This is a genomic window from Pseudomonas sp. A214, from assembly GCF_900156295.1.
Classification (GTDB): Bacteria; Pseudomonadota; Gammaproteobacteria; order Pseudomonadales; family Pseudomonadaceae; genus Aquipseudomonas; species Aquipseudomonas rhizophila.
On sequence record NZ_LT707062.1, the window covers coordinates 1,637,039 to 1,653,240 of the forward strand.

Below are 16,202 nucleotides of genomic sequence, written 5' to 3' on the forward strand. Positions count from 1 at the left end.
GGACAACGTAAACGCCGATCATACCCGCATTAAGAGAAGCTGCGAAGCAGCATCGCGAGAAAGCTGACCATGGTTGAAAATAGCGAACTACGCAAAGCCGGCCTCAAAGTGACCCTGCCACGGGTCAAAATTCTGCAGATGCTCGATTCCGCCGAGCAACGCCACATGAGTGCCGAGGATGTCTACAAGGCGCTTATGGAAGCTGGCGAGGACGTCGGTCTGGCCACGGTTTACCGTGTCCTGACTCAGTTCGAGGCGGCGGGGCTGGTGGCTCGTCACAATTTCGATGGCGGTCATGCGGTCTTTGAATTGGCCGATGGGGAACATCACGACCACATGGTGGACGTGGAAACCCGTGAGGTCGTCGAATTCACTTGTCCGGCAATCGAAAAGCGCCAAAAGGAAATTGCTGAAGAGCATGGCTTCGAGTTGATCGATCACCATCTCGTCTTGCATGTGCGCAAGAGAAAGCCGGTTTAAAGCTGTTGAAACGCAAAAAGGCGACCCCAGGGTCGCCTTTTTGCGTTTGGGCTGTTCAGATTTTTGCCGCGACGACCATTTTTTTCGCGTGAGCCAGGGACTCCTTGGTGAGGTCGATGCCGCCCAGCATCCGTGCCACTTCTTCCACGCGCTCGTTCTTGTTCAGCTTGGACACGGCGGTGCGAGTGGCGTCCTCGTCACGCACCTTGTGCACAAATAAATGCTGGTGTCCTTGGGCTGCGACCTGGGGCAGGTGAGTCACTGTCAGCACTTGGCCGCGCTCCCCGAGTCGACGCAGCAACTGGCCGACAATTTCCGCCGTAGGGCCGCCAATACCCACGTCCACTTCGTCGAATACCAGCGTCGGCACACGCGAGGTCTGTGCGGTGATGACCTGGATGGCCAGGCTGATGCGTGACAACTCGCCGCCGGAGGCGACTTTGGCCAGGGCCTTGAGCGGTTGGCCAGGGTTGGCGCTGACCAGCAACTCCACCTGCTCCAGCCCGTTGGGTTGAAGCTCGTCCCCCGCGTTGGGGTGCAGCTCGATGGTGAAGCGCCCGCCGGGCATGCCCAGGCGCTGGATTTCCTGCTCAACGGCACTGGCCAGCCCGGTCGCGGCCTGCTGACGCAGCTCACTGAGCTCCCTGGCTTTTTCCTGATAATGACGGGCATAGGACGCCAGTTCGTCTCCCAGGCGCTCAATGGATTCGTCGTTGGCGTTCAGGGTTTCCAGCTCTTCAAGCAGGCGCTGCTGCAGTTCGGCGACATCGGTTGGCTGGACGCGGTGCTTGCGCGCCAGCGTATAGATAGTGTCCAGGCGTTCTTCCAGATATTGCAGGCGCGCCGGGTCGGCGTCGAAATGATCCAGAAACCGGTTCAGTTCCCCGACGGCCTCCTCGACCTGGATCTGTGCGCTCGTGAGCAGATTGGTCGCTTCGCTCAGGGCGCCTACCGAATTGTTGACGCTGGACAGCCGGTTCAGGCTGGCGGTCAGCGCATTGAGCACGTTCCCCGAGTCGCTTTCACTGCATTGCTCGACCACTTGCCGGCAAATGCCCAGCAGGGTTTCGGCATTGGTGAGGTTCTTGTGTTCCTGTTCCAGTTCCGCCAGCTCGTTTTCGCCCAGGGCCAGGTTCTCCAGCTCTTCGAGCTGATAACTCAGCAACTGGTGGCGGGCACGTTGTTCGTCGCCGGAGTTGGAGAGGCGATCCAGTTCCTGGCGGGTCTGGCGCCATCGCTGGGCGGCCAGTTGAACCTGGCGGGCCAGATCGGTGGCGCCGGCGTATTCGTCGAGCAGGCGGCGATGGGTCTCGGTCTTGAGCAGGGACTGGTGTTCATGCTGGCTGTGAATGTCGATCAGCAGCTCGCCCAGGGCCTTGAGGTCGCCGAGGGGGCAGGGCGTACCGTTGATGTAACCCCGGGAGCGGCCTTCGGCGGTGATGACCCGGCGCAATATGCACAGGCCGTCGGTATCCAGGTCACGTTCCGCCAGCCAGGCGCTGGCCTCGGGGATGTCGATCAGGTCGAAGGTGGCCAGGATGTCGGCCTTGTCCGCACCGGGGCGTACCACGCCGCTGTCGGCGCGATCGCCCAGCGTCAGGCCCAGCGCGTCGAGCATGATCGATTTGCCGGCACCGGTTTCACCGGTGATCACGCTCATGCCCCGATCGAGCTCGAGGTCGAGGTGTTCGACGATGGCGTAGTTGTGTACGGACAGGTGCACCAGCATAAAGGCCGCTCCCAGGCTTAGGTCTGGTTATTTATACAGTGTTTTGTTTCGGCCTGACAATGCCTTCGCTTAGCTCGATTTGCTTGGGTGGAAGACTTTCTTAGCGCCGGGAGGAATGAATATGCAGGGGTTTTTTGTAAGGTTAATTCGTCGGACCGCCCTTGAAGCTGGAAAACACGGCCCCATATACCGGGGCAGAAGCGCGAGTTGAGCTCGCGGACGAAGTTGAAAGGAGAAATCTATGGCTGACGAACAGACGCAGGACACGCAAAATCTAGACGCCAATCAGGCTCCCCAGGATTCGGGTGACGACCTGGCGGCACGTGTACAAGTGCTCGAAGAGCAACTGGCCGGTGCGCAGGATCAGGCGCTGCGTGTAGCCGCCGACCTGCAGAATGTCCGCCGTCGCGCCGAGCAAGATGTTGAAAAAGCTCATAAATTCGCCCTGGAGCGGTTCGCAGGCGACCTGTTGCCGATCATCGACAGTCTGGAGCGCGGCCTGGAGCTGTCCAATCCGGACGACGAAAACATTCGTCCGATGCGTGAAGGCATCGAGCTGACCCTGAAGATGTTCCAGGACACGCTCAAGCGCTATCAGCTTGAAGCCATTGATCCGCATGGCGAGCCCTTCAATGCCGAGCACCATCAGGCCATGGCGATGCAGGAAAGTGCGGACGTCGAGCCCAACAGCGTATTGAAGGTTTTCCAGAAGGGCTACTTGCTCAACGGTCGCTTGCTGCGCCCGGCCATGGTTGTGGTCAGCAAGACGCCGGCGCCGGTTTCGCCTTCTATTGATGAGCAGGCTTGAAATTTAGCGCAGCGGCCCCATTAAGAAGTCAAGCGTTTAAGTGCTACCGCAGTTAGCCACCACTGCTGCGGCAACAAAATCCAAGTTCCGGGAGAGTTAACATGGGCAAGATTATCGGTATCGACCTGGGGACCACCAACTCGTGCGTCTCCGTGCTGGAAAACGGCAAGGCCAAAGTAATTGAAAACGCTGAAGGCGCGCGTACTACGCCGTCGATCATCGCGTACGCCAACGATGGCGAAATTCTGGTTGGCCAGTCGGCCAAGCGTCAGGCAGTGACCAATCCGCATAACACCCTCTACGCGGTGAAGCGTCTGATCGGTCGCAAGTTCGACGAAGAAGTCGTTCAGAAAGACATCAAGATGGTGCCTTACAAAATCGCCAAGGCTGACAATGGCGACGCCTGGGTTGAAGTGAACGGCCAGAAAATGGCGCCGCCACAGATCTCGGCGGAAATCCTGAAGAAAATGAAGAAAACCGCCGAAGACTATCTCGGCGAAGCGGTGACCGAAGCGGTAATCACTGTTCCGGCCTACTTCAACGACAGCCAGCGTCAGGCGACCAAAGACGCCGGCCGCATCGCGGGCCTGGACGTCAAGCGCATCATCAACGAACCAACCGCGGCCGCTCTGGCTTACGGTATGGACAAGGCCAAGGGCGATCACACCGTGATCGTTTATGACCTGGGTGGCGGTACCTTCGACGTCTCCGTGATCGAGATCGCTGAAGTCGATGGTGAGCACCAGTTCGAAGTACTGGCCACCAACGGTGACACCTTCCTCGGTGGTGAGGACTTCGACATTCGTCTGATCGACTACCTCGTCGACGAATTCAAGAAAGAAAGCGGCATGAACCTCAAGGGTGACCCGCTGGCCATGCAGCGTCTGAAAGAAGCTGCCGAAAAAGCCAAGATCGAGCTGTCCTCGAGCCAGTCGACCGACGTGAACCTGCCGTACATCACTGCAGATGCCACGGGGCCGAAGCACCTGAACGTGAAAATCTCCCGCGCCAAGCTCGAAGCGCTGGTGGAAGACCTGGTTCAGCGCACCATCGAACCTTGCCGCATTGCAATGAAGGACGCCGGTATCGACGTTGGCTCGATCAACGACGTGATCCTGGTCGGCGGCCAGACCCGTATGCCGCTGGTTCAGAAGCTGGTAACCGATTTCTTCGGTAAAGAAGCGCGTAAAGACGTGAACCCGGACGAAGCCGTTGCCATGGGTGCCGCCATCCAGGGTGCTGTTCTGGCCGGTGACGTGAAAGACGTTCTGCTGCTCGACGTCAGCCCGCTGACCCTGGGTATCGAAACCATGGGTGGCGTGATGACTGCGCTGATCGAGAAAAACACTACGATTCCTACCAAGAAATCCCAAGTGTTCTCGACCGCCGATGACAACCAGAACGCCGTGACCATTCACGTGCTGCAGGGTGAGCGCAAGCAAGCCGCGCAGAACAAGTCCCTGGGCAAGTTCGACCTGGCCGAGATTCCGCCAGCTCCACGTGGCGTGCCACAAATCGAAGTGACCTTCGACATCGACGCCAACGGCATCCTGCACGTTGGTGCGAAAGACAAGGCCACCGGCAAGACCCAGTCGATCGTGATCAAGGCCAACTCCGGTCTGTCCGAGGAAGAAATTCAGCAGATGGTTCGCGATGCTGAAGTCAACGCCGAAGAAGACCGCAAGTTCGAAGAGCTGGCCAGTGCCCGCAACCAGGGTGATGCCCTGGTGCACTCGACTCGCAAGATGGTCGCTGATGCTGGCGATAAAGTGACCGCTGAAGAGAAAACCGCCATCGAGGCAGCTGTGGTTGCTCTTGAAGCGGCTGTCAAAGGTGACGACAAGGCGGCCATCGAGGCGAAGATCGAAGAACTGTCCAAGGTCTCCGCTCCAGTGGCTCAGAAGATGTACGCCGAGCAGGCTCAGCCGGCTGAAGGCGCAGCGCAGCAAGGCGAGTCGGCCGAAAAAGCCGATGATGTCGTTGATGCCGAGTTCGAAGAAGTGAAAGACCACAAGTAATCGCTTGTTGGTCGGCCGGTTGACTGCATTTGTGCGGTGACTGGTAGGATGTCGCCGCGCGGGAGCTTGCTCCCGCGTTGGCGTGTCTGGAGTCAGTGAATTTTTACAGCATGCGACAGCGTTCGGATGTTGGCGGTGTGATCGGGAATGCTCCTGCTTTCCGAGCGAGAGACGCCGCGTTTTGGCCGGTTCCCTGGCTGAAAGATGTGGGTTTGTACGAATCGTCGCTCAGCCACTTTTCGTACAGGGCCCAAGACCAGGATCGTTGAATTGACGTGAGTTGGGTCCGGGCCTGTATTGGGGCTCAACGAGTTTGGCAAGGTTCAGGAGAGGTTTGCCGGACGTCCTATAAGAGTGCAAAGACTAATGGCAAAGCGTGACTATTACGAAGTATTGGGTGTCGAGCGTGGTTCAAGCGACGCGGACCTGAAAAAGGCCTACCGTCGTCTGGCAATGAAGCACCACCCGGACCGTAATCCCGACGACAAAGCGTCGGAAGAGTTGTTCAAGGAAGCCAACGAGGCTTACGAAGTACTGTCCGATTCCAGCAAGCGTGCGGCTTACGACCAGTACGGTCATGCCGGTGTCGACCCGAGCATGGGCGGCGGCGGTGCCGGTTTTGGCGGGCAGAACTTCTCCGATATTTTTGGCGACGTGTTCAGCGACTTCTTCGGTGGCGGTCGCGGTGGTGCTCGTGGCGGCGCCCAGCGCGGCAGCGATTTGCGCTACACGCTGGAGTTGAACCTGGAAGAGGCGGTGCGCGGTACCACCGTCAACATCCGCGTTCCCACGCTGGTCAATTGCAAGCCGTGTGACGGGTCGGGCGCCAAGAAGGGCTCCTCGCCCGTCACCTGTCCGACTTGCGGCGGCATCGGTCAGGTGCGCATGCAACAGGGTTTCTTCTCTGTGCAGCAGACCTGTCCGCGTTGCCATGGCCAGGGCAAGATCATTTCCGATCCGTGCGATTCCTGCCACGGCGAAGGGCGCGTCGAAGAGTACAAGACGCTGTCGGTGAAAGTGCCGGCCGGTGTCGATACCGGTGACCGCATACGTTTGTCTGGCGAAGGCGAGGCGGGTGCCCAGGGCGGTCCGACTGGCGACCTGTACGTGGTCATCAACGTGCGTGAGCACGCGATCTTCCAGCGCGACGGCAAGCATCTGTTCTGCGAGGTGCCGATCAGTTTCGTCGATGCGGCCTTGGGCGGTGAGCTTGAGATCCCGACTCTCGATGGTCGCGTGAAGCTGAAAATCCCCGAGGGCACGCAAACCGGCAAGCAGTTCCGGATTCGCGGCAAGGGTGTTGCGCCGGTGCGTGGCGGCGGTGCGGGTGACCTGATGTGCCGTGTTGCGGTGGAGACTCCGGTCAATCTGAGTCGGCGCCAGCGCGAATTGCTGGAAGAGTTCCGCAGCTCGCTGGCGGACGATAACAGCCACTCCCCGAAAACCACCGGTTGGTTCGAAGGCGTGAAGCGCTTCTTCGGCGATCTGTAAGGAGCTCGCATGCGACGTATAGCTGTGATGGGCGCTGCCGGGCGCATGGGCAAGGCGTTGGTCGAGGCGGTGCAGCAGCGCTCGCCGCTCTCGGGCCTGACAGCTGCTATCGTCCGGCCCGACAGTACGCTGGTCGGTGCTGATGCGGGCGAGCTGGCCTCCCTGGGGCGTATCGGGGTGCCGATGTCCGGTGGCCTGGAAAAGGTCTTGGATGAGTTCGATGTCCTGATCGATTTCACCCTGCCGCAAGTGATGCTGAAAAATCTGGCCATTTGCCGCAAGCATGGCAAGGCCATGGTCATTGGCACGACCGGGCTGGATGCTGCGCAAAAGCAGTTACTGGCCGAGGCTGGCAACGATATTCCGATCGTTTTTGCGGCGAACTTCAGCGTGGGTGTGAATCTGTCGTTGAAGCTGCTGGAGATGACGGCTCGGGTTCTGGGTGACGATGCGGATATCGAAATCATCGAGGCTCACCACCGGCACAAGATCGACGCGCCTTCGGGCACGGCCCTGCGCATGGGCGAAGTGATTGCCGATACCTTGGGTCGCGATCTGCAGAAGGTGGCCGTCTACGGACGCGAAGGGCATACCGGTGCCCGTGAGCGCGACACCATCGGTTTCGCCACGGTTCGTGGTGGTGATGTGGTGGGGGATCACACCGTGCTGTTCGCCACAGAGGGCGAGCGTCTGGAGATCACTCACAAGGCGTCAAGCCGCATGACCTTCGCCAAGGGGGCGGTGCGTGCCGCGTTGTGGCTGGATGGTCGCGAGGCTGGTCTGTACGACATGCAGGATGTTCTCGACCTGCGTTGATGTTCCGGTGTGCTGTCTGGCAAACCTTTTGCCAGACGCAGCGCCAGAAAGCGGGGTTCAGGTTATACTGAGCCCCGTTTTACACCGCCTCGCGACGACCTGTCGCATTCCCCTGCCTTTAAGGCTCATTAGCGGTGGACCAAAAAAGCCTTTTTCTGTAAGCTACAGCTTTAGTGTGTCCACTAAAAGCGCGCAGAATAATTCAGTGAACAAGCGGGGTGACGTGTCCATACGTCACTCCGCTTTTTTACAACCTGCGATCGCCCTTTCAGGCTTTATTTACGGGAGGTCTTCTTGACTAAGCCAGCCATACTCGCCCTTGCTGATGGCAGCATTTTTCGCGGCGAAGCCATTGGAGCCGACGGCCAGACCGTTGGTGAGGTGGTGTTTAACACCGCAATGACCGGCTATCAGGAAATTCTTACCGATCCTTCCTACGCCCAGCAAATCGTTACTTTGACTTACCCGCACATCGGCAACACCGGCACCACGCCGCAAGATGCCGAGTCCGATCGTGTCTGGTCCGCCGGCCTGGTCATCCGTGATCTGCCGCTGGTAGCGAGCAACTGGCGTAACACCATGTCCCTGTCCGACTACCTCAAAGCCAACAACGTTGTGGCAATCGCCGGTATCGACACCCGTCGCCTGACCCGCATCCTTCGCGAGAAGGGCGCGCAGAACGGCTGCATCATGGCTGGTGAAAACATCACCGAAGAAGCCGCCATCGCCGCTGCCCAGGGCTTCCCTGGCCTTAAAGGCATGGATCTGGCGAAAGTCGTCAGCACCAAGAAGCAGTATGAGTGGCGCTCCACGGTCTGGGACTTGAAAACCGACAGCCACGCGACGATCGAGGCTTCCGAGCTGCCGTACCACGTGGTTGCTTACGACTACGGCGTCAAGCTGAACATCCTGCGCATGCTCGTGGAGCGTGGTTGCCGCGTGACCGTGGTGCCGGCGCAAACTCCGGCGGCAGATGTCCTGGCCCTCAATCCTGACGGCGTGTTCCTGTCCAACGGCCCGGGTGACCCCGAGCCTTGCGACTACGCGATCCAGGCGATCAAGGACGTGCTGGAAACCGAGATCCCGGTGTTCGGCATCTGCCTCGGTCATCAGTTGCTGGCCCTCGCTTCGGGCGCCAAGACCTTGAAAATGGGGCACGGCCACCACGGCGCCAACCACCCGGTCCAGGACCTGGATACTGGCGTGGTGATGATCACCAGTCAGAACCACGGCTTTGCGGTGGATGAGGCGACCCTGCCGGCAAACGTGCGGGCGATCCACAAGTCGCTGTTCGACGGCACGCTGCAAGGCATCGAGCGTACCGACAAGAGCGCATTCAGCTTCCAGGGCCACCCTGAAGCGAGCCCTGGCCCGAACGATGTAGCGCCGCTGTTCGATCGCTTCATCACCGAGATGGCCAAGCGACGCTGACCGCGTGAAGCCTGAGGGCGGCCCCGAAACCGGTGGTCCCCTTGGGCGCTGCAAAGATTGTTCGACGGCCTAGCCGACTGACCTGCGGATTTGAGTGACAAACCCATGCCAAAACGTACAGACATAAAAAGCATCCTGATTCTCGGCGCTGGCCCGATCGTGATCGGCCAGGCCTGCGAATTCGACTACTCCGGCGCCCAGGCCTGTAAAGCCCTGCGCGAAGAGGGCTATCGCGTCATCCTGGTGAACTCCAACCCGGCCACCATCATGACCGACCCGGCCATGGCCGACGCCACCTACATCGAGCCGATCAAGTGGCAGACCGTTGCCAAGATCATCGAGAAGGAGCGCCCGGACGCACTGCTGCCGACCATGGGTGGCCAGACTGCATTGAACTGCGCCCTGGACCTGGAGCGTGAAGGCGTCCTGGAGAAGTTCGGTGTGGAAATGATCGGCGCCAACGCCGACACCATCGACAAGGCCGAAGACCGTTCGCGCTTCGACAAGGCGATGAAGTCCATCGGTCTGGACTGCCCACGCTCGGGCATCGCCCACAGCATGGAAGAAGCCAACGCTGTCCTGGAACGCCTCGGCTTCCCGTGCATCATCCGTCCGTCCTTCACCATGGGCGGCACCGGTGGCGGCATCGCTTACAACCGTGAAGAATTCGAAGAAATCTGTGCCCGTGGTCTGGATCTGTCGCCGACCAAAGAGCTGCTGATCGACGAATCCCTGATCGGCTGGAAAGAATATGAAATGGAAGTTGTCCGCGACAAAAAGGACAACTGCATCATCGTCTGCTCCATCGAAAACTTCGACCCGATGGGCGTGCACACCGGTGACTCCATCACCGTCGCACCCGCCCAGACGCTGACTGACAAGGAATACCAGATCCTGCGGAACGCCTCCCTGGCGGTACTGCGCGAGATCGGCGTGGAAACCGGCGGCTCCAACGTCCAGTTCGGCATCTGCCCGAACACCGGTCGCATGGTGGTCATCGAGATGAACCCGCGGGTATCCCGTTCCTCGGCCCTGGCCTCGAAAGCCACCGGCTTCCCGATCGCCAAGGTCGCGGCCAAACTGGCTGTGGGTTACACCCTGGACGAACTGTCGAACGACATCACCGGTGGCAAGACCCCGGCGTCTTTCGAGCCGTCCATCGACTACGTCGTCACCAAGCTGCCACGTTTCGCCTTCGAAAAATTCGCCAAGGCCGACGCCCGCCTGACCACTCAGATGAAATCGGTCGGTGAAGTCATGGCCATCGGCCGGACCTTCCAGGAATCCCTGCAGAAAGCCCTTCGCGGCCTGGAAGTGGGTGTTTGCGGCCTCGATCCGAAACTGGACCTGAGCCACCCGGACGCCATGAGCGAGCTCAAGCGTGAGCTGACCGTGCCAGGCGCCGAGCGGATCTGGTACGTGGCGGACGCCTTCCGTGCCGGCATGACTGTCGAGCAGATCTTCGGCATGAACATGATCGACCCTTGGTTCCTGGTGCAGATCGAAGATCTGATCAAGGAAGAGGAGAAGGTCAAGACCCTGGGCATGTCCAGCATTGACCACGACACGATGTTCCGCCTCAAGCGCAAGGGCTTCTCCGACATGCGCCTGGCAAAACTGCTGGGTGTGACCGAGAAGAGCCTGCGCAGTCATCGCCACAAGCTTGAAGTGTTCCCGGTCTACAAGCGCGTGGACACTTGCGCCGCCGAATTCGCCACCGACACTGCTTACCTGTACTCCACGTACGAAGAAGAGTGTGAAGCCGCGCCGTCGACGCGTGACAAGATCATGATCCTGGGTGGCGGTCCTAACCGGATCGGCCAGGGCATCGAGTTCGACTACTGCTGCGTGCACGCGGCACTGGCCCTGCGCGACGACGGGTACGAGACCATCATGGTCAACTGCAACCCGGAAACCGTGTCCACCGACTACGACACCTCTGATCGCCTGTATTTCGAACCAGTGACCCTGGAAGACGTGCTGGAAATCGTCCGTGTCGAGAAGCCAAAAGGCGTGATCGTCCAGTACGGTGGCCAGACCCCTCTGAAACTGGCGCGTGCCCTTGAAGCGGCCGGTGTGCCGATCATCGGGACCAGCCCGGATGCCATCGACCGTGCAGAAGACCGTGAGCGCTTCCAGCAGATGGTTGAGCGTCTGAACCTGCGTCAGCCGCCTAACGCTACCGTGCGCAGCGAAGACGAAGCGATTCGCGCCGCCGCCAAGATCGGTTACCCGCTGGTGGTGCGGCCGTCCTATGTGCTGGGCGGTCGGGCGATGGAAATCGTTTACCAGGAAGACGAACTCAAGCGCTACCTGCGCGAAGCGGTTCAGGTGTCCAACGACAGCCCGGTGCTGCTGGACCACTTCCTCAACTGCGCCATCGAAATGGACGTGGATGCGGTCTGTGACGGCAAGGACGTGGTGATCGGCGCGATCATGCAGCACATCGAGCAGGCCGGTGTTCACTCCGGTGACTCCGCTTGTTCGCTGCCGCCTTATTCGTTGCCGGCCCACATCCAGGACGAAATGCGCGAGCAGGTCAAGAAAATGGCCCTGGAGCTGGGCGTGGTCGGCCTGATGAACGTGCAACTGGCCCTGCAGGGCGAGGACATCTACGTCATCGAAGTCAACCCGCGCGCGTCCCGTACCGTACCGTTCGTCTCCAAGTGCATCGGTGTGTCCCTGGCGATGATCGCTGCACGGGTCATGGCCGGTAAGACCCTGAAAGAGCTGAATTTCACCAAGGAAATCATTCCGAACTTCTACAGCGTCAAAGAAGCGGTGTTCCCGTTCGCCAAGTTCCCTGGCGTGGACCCGATCCTTGGCCCTGAAATGAAGTCCACCGGCGAAGTCATGGGCGTGGGCGATACCTTCGGCGAAGCTTTTGCCAAGGCCCAGATGGGCGCCAGCGAAGTTCTGCCAACTGGCGGCACGGCGTTCATCAGCGTGCGTGATGACGACAAGCCGCTGGTTGCAGGCGTGGCCCGTGATCTGATCAACTTGGGCTTCGAAGTGGTCGCCACTGCCGGTACCGCCAAGCTGATCGAGGCGGCTGGCTTGAAGGTGCGCCGCGTGAACAAGGTGACCGAGGGGCGTCCGCACGTGGTCGACATGATCAAGAATGATGAAGTCACGCTGATCATCAACACCACCGAAGGTCGCCAGTCGATCGCCGATTCGTATTCCATTCGTCGCAACGCGCTGCAGCACAAGATCTACTGCACCACGACCATTGCTGCGGGCGAAGCTATCTGCGAAGCGCTCAAGTTCGGTCCCGAGAAGACCGTGCGTCGCTTGCAGGATCTACATGCAGGATTGAAGGCATGAGCATAACCAAGTACCCGATGACGGTTCAGGGCGCGAAGGCCCTGGAAGAAGAACACGCTTTCCTGACCAAGGTCGAGCGTCCGCGCTTGAGCCAGGCGATTGGCGAAGCGCGTGAGCTGGGCGATCTCAAGGAAAACGCCGAATACCACGCTGCCCGCGAGGAGCAGGGTATGGTCGAGGCGCGAGTCCGTGATATCGAAGGTCGCATGCAGAATGCCGTGATCATTGATGTCACGACGATCCCGCACACTGGCAAGGTCATTTTCGGCACCACAGTGGAAATCGCCAACGTTGAGACTGATGAAAGCGTCACTTACCAGATCGTTGGTGAGGACGAGGCGGACATCAAGCTTGGCAAGATTTCCGTCGGCTCCCCCATTGCTCGCGCCTTGATTGCCAAGGAAGAGGGCGATGTAGTGGTTGTGAAGACGCCGGGTGGTGTCATCGAGTATGAGATTGTCGAAGTCCGTCACATCTGAGCGAAGGCGTCCGCTGCGAGCCGGCGCCATGATCTGGCAGCTCACCCAGATGTTGTGGGTGGGCGGCGTCTGGTTGTTGCACGTCGGTTTGCTGCCGGTGCTGGGTCGAATCGGCCTGGCACCGCTGCTCATCGATGAAATCGCAGCTATGCTGACGTCGCTTCTGGTGGGTTTTTCCTCGGCATGCGTAGTGTTTCAGGCTTTGGTGCTGGTTCAGGCCGAGGGCCTTGACAGTCTATGGCGCGACATTCGTGGGCAGTTGCTGCTCATGTCGTTGTATGCGTGCGGGATGTTTCTTGCTGTACGTCTCGGCTGGCCGGATGCGAGCCTGTGGCAGGTATTCAGCTACCTGGTGCTGGGTTTTTCCGGGTTGGTGCTGGTGTTGCAACCGGTACCCGGATGGAGCAGCAGGGTGCGCGAAGCACACCCTTGACCCTTTGGCATTACTTGAAGCGGTGAACGTTCGACAGTTGCTTGTTGACGCTGAAATTCTTGCGATAAATCAGTGCCATCTTGCCGATGACCTGCACCAGGTCTGCCTTGCCGGTCTTGCACAGTTCGGCAACGGCAGCCAGGCGGGCTTCGCGATCGAGAATATTGAGCTTGATCTTGATAAGCTCATGATCGCCCAAGGCGCGTTCCAGCTCAGCTAGAACACCTTCAGTCAAACCGTTGTCAGCCACAGTCAAAACCGGTTTCAGATGGTGGCCAATGGATTTGTATTGTTTCTTCTGCTCTTGAGTGAGCGGCATAATCTGACCCCTGCGTCTGATCTTGTAAAAAGCGGCGGCCAGTTTACCCGAGCGAGTCCGGGACCGCCCAGTTAATCACGACCCGTTTTATTTTTTAGAGGTGGCCCGTGGCCCGTTCCAAGACTAGCCAGAACTGGCTCAGAGAGCATTTCAACGATCCGTACGTCAAAATGGCGCAAAAAGACGGCTATCGTTCTCGTGCCAGCTATAAATTGCTCGAAATCCAGGAAAAGGATCGTCTGATCCGCCCTGGCATGACCGTGATCGACCTTGGCGCCGCACCGGGGGGGTGGTCTCAGGTGACCAGTCGTCTGATCGGCGGTCAGGGGCGATTGATTGCTTCCGACATCCTGGAAATGGACAGCATCCCCGACGTGACCTTCATCCAGGGCGATTTCACCGAAGACGCCGTGCTGGCGCAGATTCTCGAGGCTGTCGGAAATACGCAGGTTGACCTTGTGATTTCCGATATGGCCCCCAATATGAGTGGATTGGCGGCTGTCGACATGCCTCGAGCAATGTTCCTCAGCGAGCTGGCCCTGGATCTTGCCGGGCGGGTGTTGCGCCCAGGTGGTGATTTTTTGATCAAGGTCTTCCAGGGTGAAGGTTTTGATGAGTACCACAAGGGGATGCGCAAGCTGTTCGACAAAGTGCAGATGCGCAAGCCATTGTCGTCGCGCGATCGCTCTCGTGAGCAGTATCTGCTGGCGCGGGGCTTCCGGGGAATTGAAGGCGCAGCCAGTGATGAGCGTCTTTGATAAAGGCCGATAGTTTTTTTTGTCTCGCCTTGCAAGAGCCGTGTTACGAAAATTACGCGGTCAGAGTTTCACAAAGGGTTACAGACGGCGCCTGCCAGAGTCGTAGGTAATGTAGTAAGTTAGGCCGGTGAATATCATGCGAAGCGCGCGCCAGTAGCGGAGCTTGCTTCAGAGGGTAGTTAATTGAACGATATGGCAAAGAATCTGATCCTGTGGTTGATCATCGCCGCTGTCCTTGTGACCGTGATGAACAACTTCTCCAGCCCTAACGAGCCGCAGACCCTCAACTATTCCGACTTCATCCAGCAAGTCAAGGATGGCAAGGTCGAGCGCGTTGCCGTCGATGGTTATGTGATTACCGGCAAGCGCACCGATGGCGACAGCTTCAAGACCATTCGTCCGGCGATTCAGGACAACGGCCTGATCGGCGACCTGGTGGACAATCATGTCGTGGTCGAAGGCAAGCAGCCTGAGCAGCAGAGCATCTGGACCCAGCTTCTGGTGGCCAGCTTCCCGATCCTGGTGATCATCGCGGTGTTCATGTTCTTCATGCGCCAGATGCAGGGCGGTGCCGGTGGCAAGGGCGGGCCGATGAGTTTCGGCAAAAGCAAGGCCCGACTGCTCTCTGAAGACCAGGTGAAGACCACCCTGGCCGACGTCGCCGGGTGCGATGAGGCCAAGGAAGAGGTCGGCGAGCTGGTTGAATTCCTGCGTGATCCGGGCAAGTTCCAGCGCCTGGGCGGCCGTATCCCACGCGGCGTGCTGATGGTTGGTCCTCCGGGTACCGGTAAAACCTTGCTGGCCAAAGCGATTGCCGGCGAAGCCAAAGTGCCGTTCTTCACGATTTCCGGTTCCGACTTCGTGGAAATGTTCGTCGGTGTGGGCGCCAGTCGTGTGCGTGACATGTTCGAACAGGCCAAGAAACACGCGCCTTGCATCATCTTCATCGACGAAATCGACGCTGTCGGTCGCCATCGTGGCGCCGGCATGGGTGGTGGTCACGACGAGCGCGAGCAGACCCTCAACCAGTTGCTGGTCGAGATGGACGGTTTCGAAATGAATGACGGCATCATCGTGATTGCCGCCACCAACCGTCCGGACGTGCTCGATCCTGCGCTGTTGCGTCCAGGCCGTTTCGACCGCCAGGTCGTGGTGGGGCTGCCGGACATTCGTGGTCGCGAACAGATCCTCAAGGTTCATATGCGCAAGGTGCCGATGGGTGACGACGTCGCTCCGGCAGTGATCGCTCGTGGTACACCGGGTTTTTCCGGTGCCGACCTTGCGAACCTGGTCAACGAGGCGTCGCTGTTCGCTGCTCGTACCGGCAAGCGTGTCGTTGAGATGAAAGAGTTCGAACTGGCCAAAGACAAGATCATGATGGGCGCGGAGCGCAAATCCATGGTCATGTCCGAGAAAGAAAAGCAGAACACGGCGTATCACGAGGCGGGTCACGCGATCGTTGGTCGTGTGGTGCCCGAGCATGACCCGGTCTACAAGGTCTCGATCATCCCGCGCGGTCGTGCCTTGGGTGTGACCATGTTCCTGCCGGAAGAAGATCGTTACAGCCTGTCCAAGCGTGCGCTGATCAGCCAGATCTGTTCGCTCTACGGCGGCCGTATTGCCGAAGAAATGACACTGGGCTTTGACGGTGTAACCACCGGCGCGTCCAACGACATCATGCGTGCCAGCCAGATCGCCCGGAACATGGTCACCAAGTGGGGCCTGTCCGAAAAACTGGGCCCACTGATGTACGCCGAAGAAGAGGGTGAAGTGTTCCTCGGTCGTGGTGGCGGTGGCCAGCACGCAAGCTTCTCTGGCGAGACGGCAAAGCTGATCGACTCTGAAGTGCGCAGCATCATCGACCAGTGCTATGGCACCGCCAAGCAGATCCTCACGGATAACCGTGACAAGCTCGACGCCATGGCTGATGCCCTGATGAAGTATGAAACCATTGATGCCGAGCAGATCGACGACATCATGGCAGGTCGCGAGCCTCGCGAGCCTCGTGACTGGTCGGGCGGCGGCACCGGTACGTCCGGTACGCCTCCGGCGGTACAGGGCGAGCGTCCGGAGACACCGATTGGCGGTCCGGCTGCTGACGTTTAAGGCTTGA

General features: G+C 59.3%; 13 protein-coding genes. 11 read left to right on the plus strand and 2 right to left on the minus strand.

Going from position 1 to position 16,202, the window contains the following annotated elements; genetic code table 11:
- Positions 1-69: 69 nt before the first annotated feature.
- Entirely contained in the window at positions 70-480 is a 411-nt protein-coding gene (gene fur, locus BW979_RS07440; protein ID WP_076383526.1) for a ferric iron uptake transcriptional regulator, read from the plus strand.
- A gap of 55 nt (positions 481-535) precedes the next feature.
- Here the strand turns inward: fur and recN are convergent, their stop codons facing one another.
- Positions 536-2,209: a DNA repair protein RecN gene (gene recN / locus BW979_RS07445; protein ID WP_047229068.1), complete on the minus strand. Its 1,674-nt coding sequence runs from the start codon at positions 2,207-2,209 to the stop codon at positions 536-538.
- A 241-nt stretch (positions 2,210-2,450) separates the two neighbouring features.
- Between recN and grpE the strand changes: the two genes are divergently transcribed.
- The 8 genes from grpE (at position 2,451) to BW979_RS07485 (ending at position 13,012) form a co-directional block, all read left to right on the plus strand.
- Entirely contained in the window at positions 2,451-3,017 is a 567-nt protein-coding gene (gene grpE / locus BW979_RS07450) for a nucleotide exchange factor GrpE (protein ID WP_076383527.1), read from the plus strand.
- 101 nt (positions 3,018-3,118) lie between these two features.
- Positions 3,119-5,035 carry a molecular chaperone DnaK gene (dnaK, locus tag BW979_RS07455; protein WP_047229066.1) on the plus strand — a complete coding sequence of 639 codons (1,917 nt, stop codon included), beginning with the start codon at positions 3,119-3,121 and terminating at the stop codon, positions 5,033-5,035.
- Positions 5,036-5,401: 366 nt separating this feature from the next.
- A complete protein-coding gene (gene dnaJ / locus BW979_RS07460; RefSeq protein WP_047229065.1) occupies positions 5,402-6,526 on the plus strand; it encodes a molecular chaperone DnaJ in 1,125 nt (374 codons plus the stop codon).
- 9 nt (positions 6,527-6,535) lie between these two features.
- Complete coding sequence (dapB, locus tag BW979_RS07465; protein WP_047229064.1) at positions 6,536-7,342, plus strand: 4-hydroxy-tetrahydrodipicolinate reductase; 807 nt, start codon at positions 6,536-6,538, stop codon at positions 7,340-7,342.
- 294 nt (positions 7,343-7,636) lie between these two features.
- Entirely contained in the window at positions 7,637-8,773 is a 1,137-nt protein-coding gene (carA, locus tag BW979_RS07470; RefSeq protein ID WP_076383528.1) for a glutamine-hydrolyzing carbamoyl-phosphate synthase small subunit, read from the plus strand.
- Positions 8,774-8,878: 105 nt separating this feature from the next.
- Positions 8,879-12,100 (plus strand): carbamoyl-phosphate synthase large subunit, encoded by a 3,222-nt coding sequence (gene carB, locus BW979_RS07475; protein ID WP_047229062.1) that lies wholly within the window; start codon positions 8,879-8,881, stop codon positions 12,098-12,100.
- A gap of 2 nt (positions 12,101-12,102) precedes the next feature.
- The gene (gene greA, locus BW979_RS07480; protein ID WP_027911987.1) at positions 12,103-12,579 is read left to right on the plus strand and encodes a transcription elongation factor GreA; all 477 of its coding nucleotides are present in this window, start codon (positions 12,103-12,105) and stop codon (positions 12,577-12,579) included.
- A gap of 28 nt (positions 12,580-12,607) precedes the next feature.
- On the plus strand, positions 12,608-13,012 hold the full coding sequence (locus tag BW979_RS07485) for a hypothetical protein (RefSeq protein WP_047229061.1): 405 nt from the start codon (positions 12,608-12,610) through the stop codon (positions 13,010-13,012).
- Between the two features lie 10 nt (positions 13,013-13,022).
- Here BW979_RS07485 and BW979_RS07490 read toward each other — a convergent pair whose 3' ends face one another.
- Entirely contained in the window at positions 13,023-13,331 is a 309-nt protein-coding gene (locus BW979_RS07490) for a YhbY family RNA-binding protein (protein ID WP_003177852.1), read from the minus strand.
- 107 nt (positions 13,332-13,438) lie between these two features.
- Between BW979_RS07490 and rlmE the strand changes: the two genes are divergently transcribed.
- Complete coding sequence (gene rlmE, locus BW979_RS07495) at positions 13,439-14,089, plus strand: 23S rRNA (uridine(2552)-2'-O)-methyltransferase RlmE (protein ID WP_047229060.1); 651 nt, start codon at positions 13,439-13,441, stop codon at positions 14,087-14,089.
- Positions 14,090-14,281: 192 nt separating this feature from the next.
- Positions 14,282-16,195: an ATP-dependent zinc metalloprotease FtsH gene (gene ftsH / locus BW979_RS07500; protein ID WP_047229059.1), complete on the plus strand. Its 1,914-nt coding sequence runs from the start codon at positions 14,282-14,284 to the stop codon at positions 16,193-16,195.
- Positions 16,196-16,202: the final 7 nt, after the last annotated feature.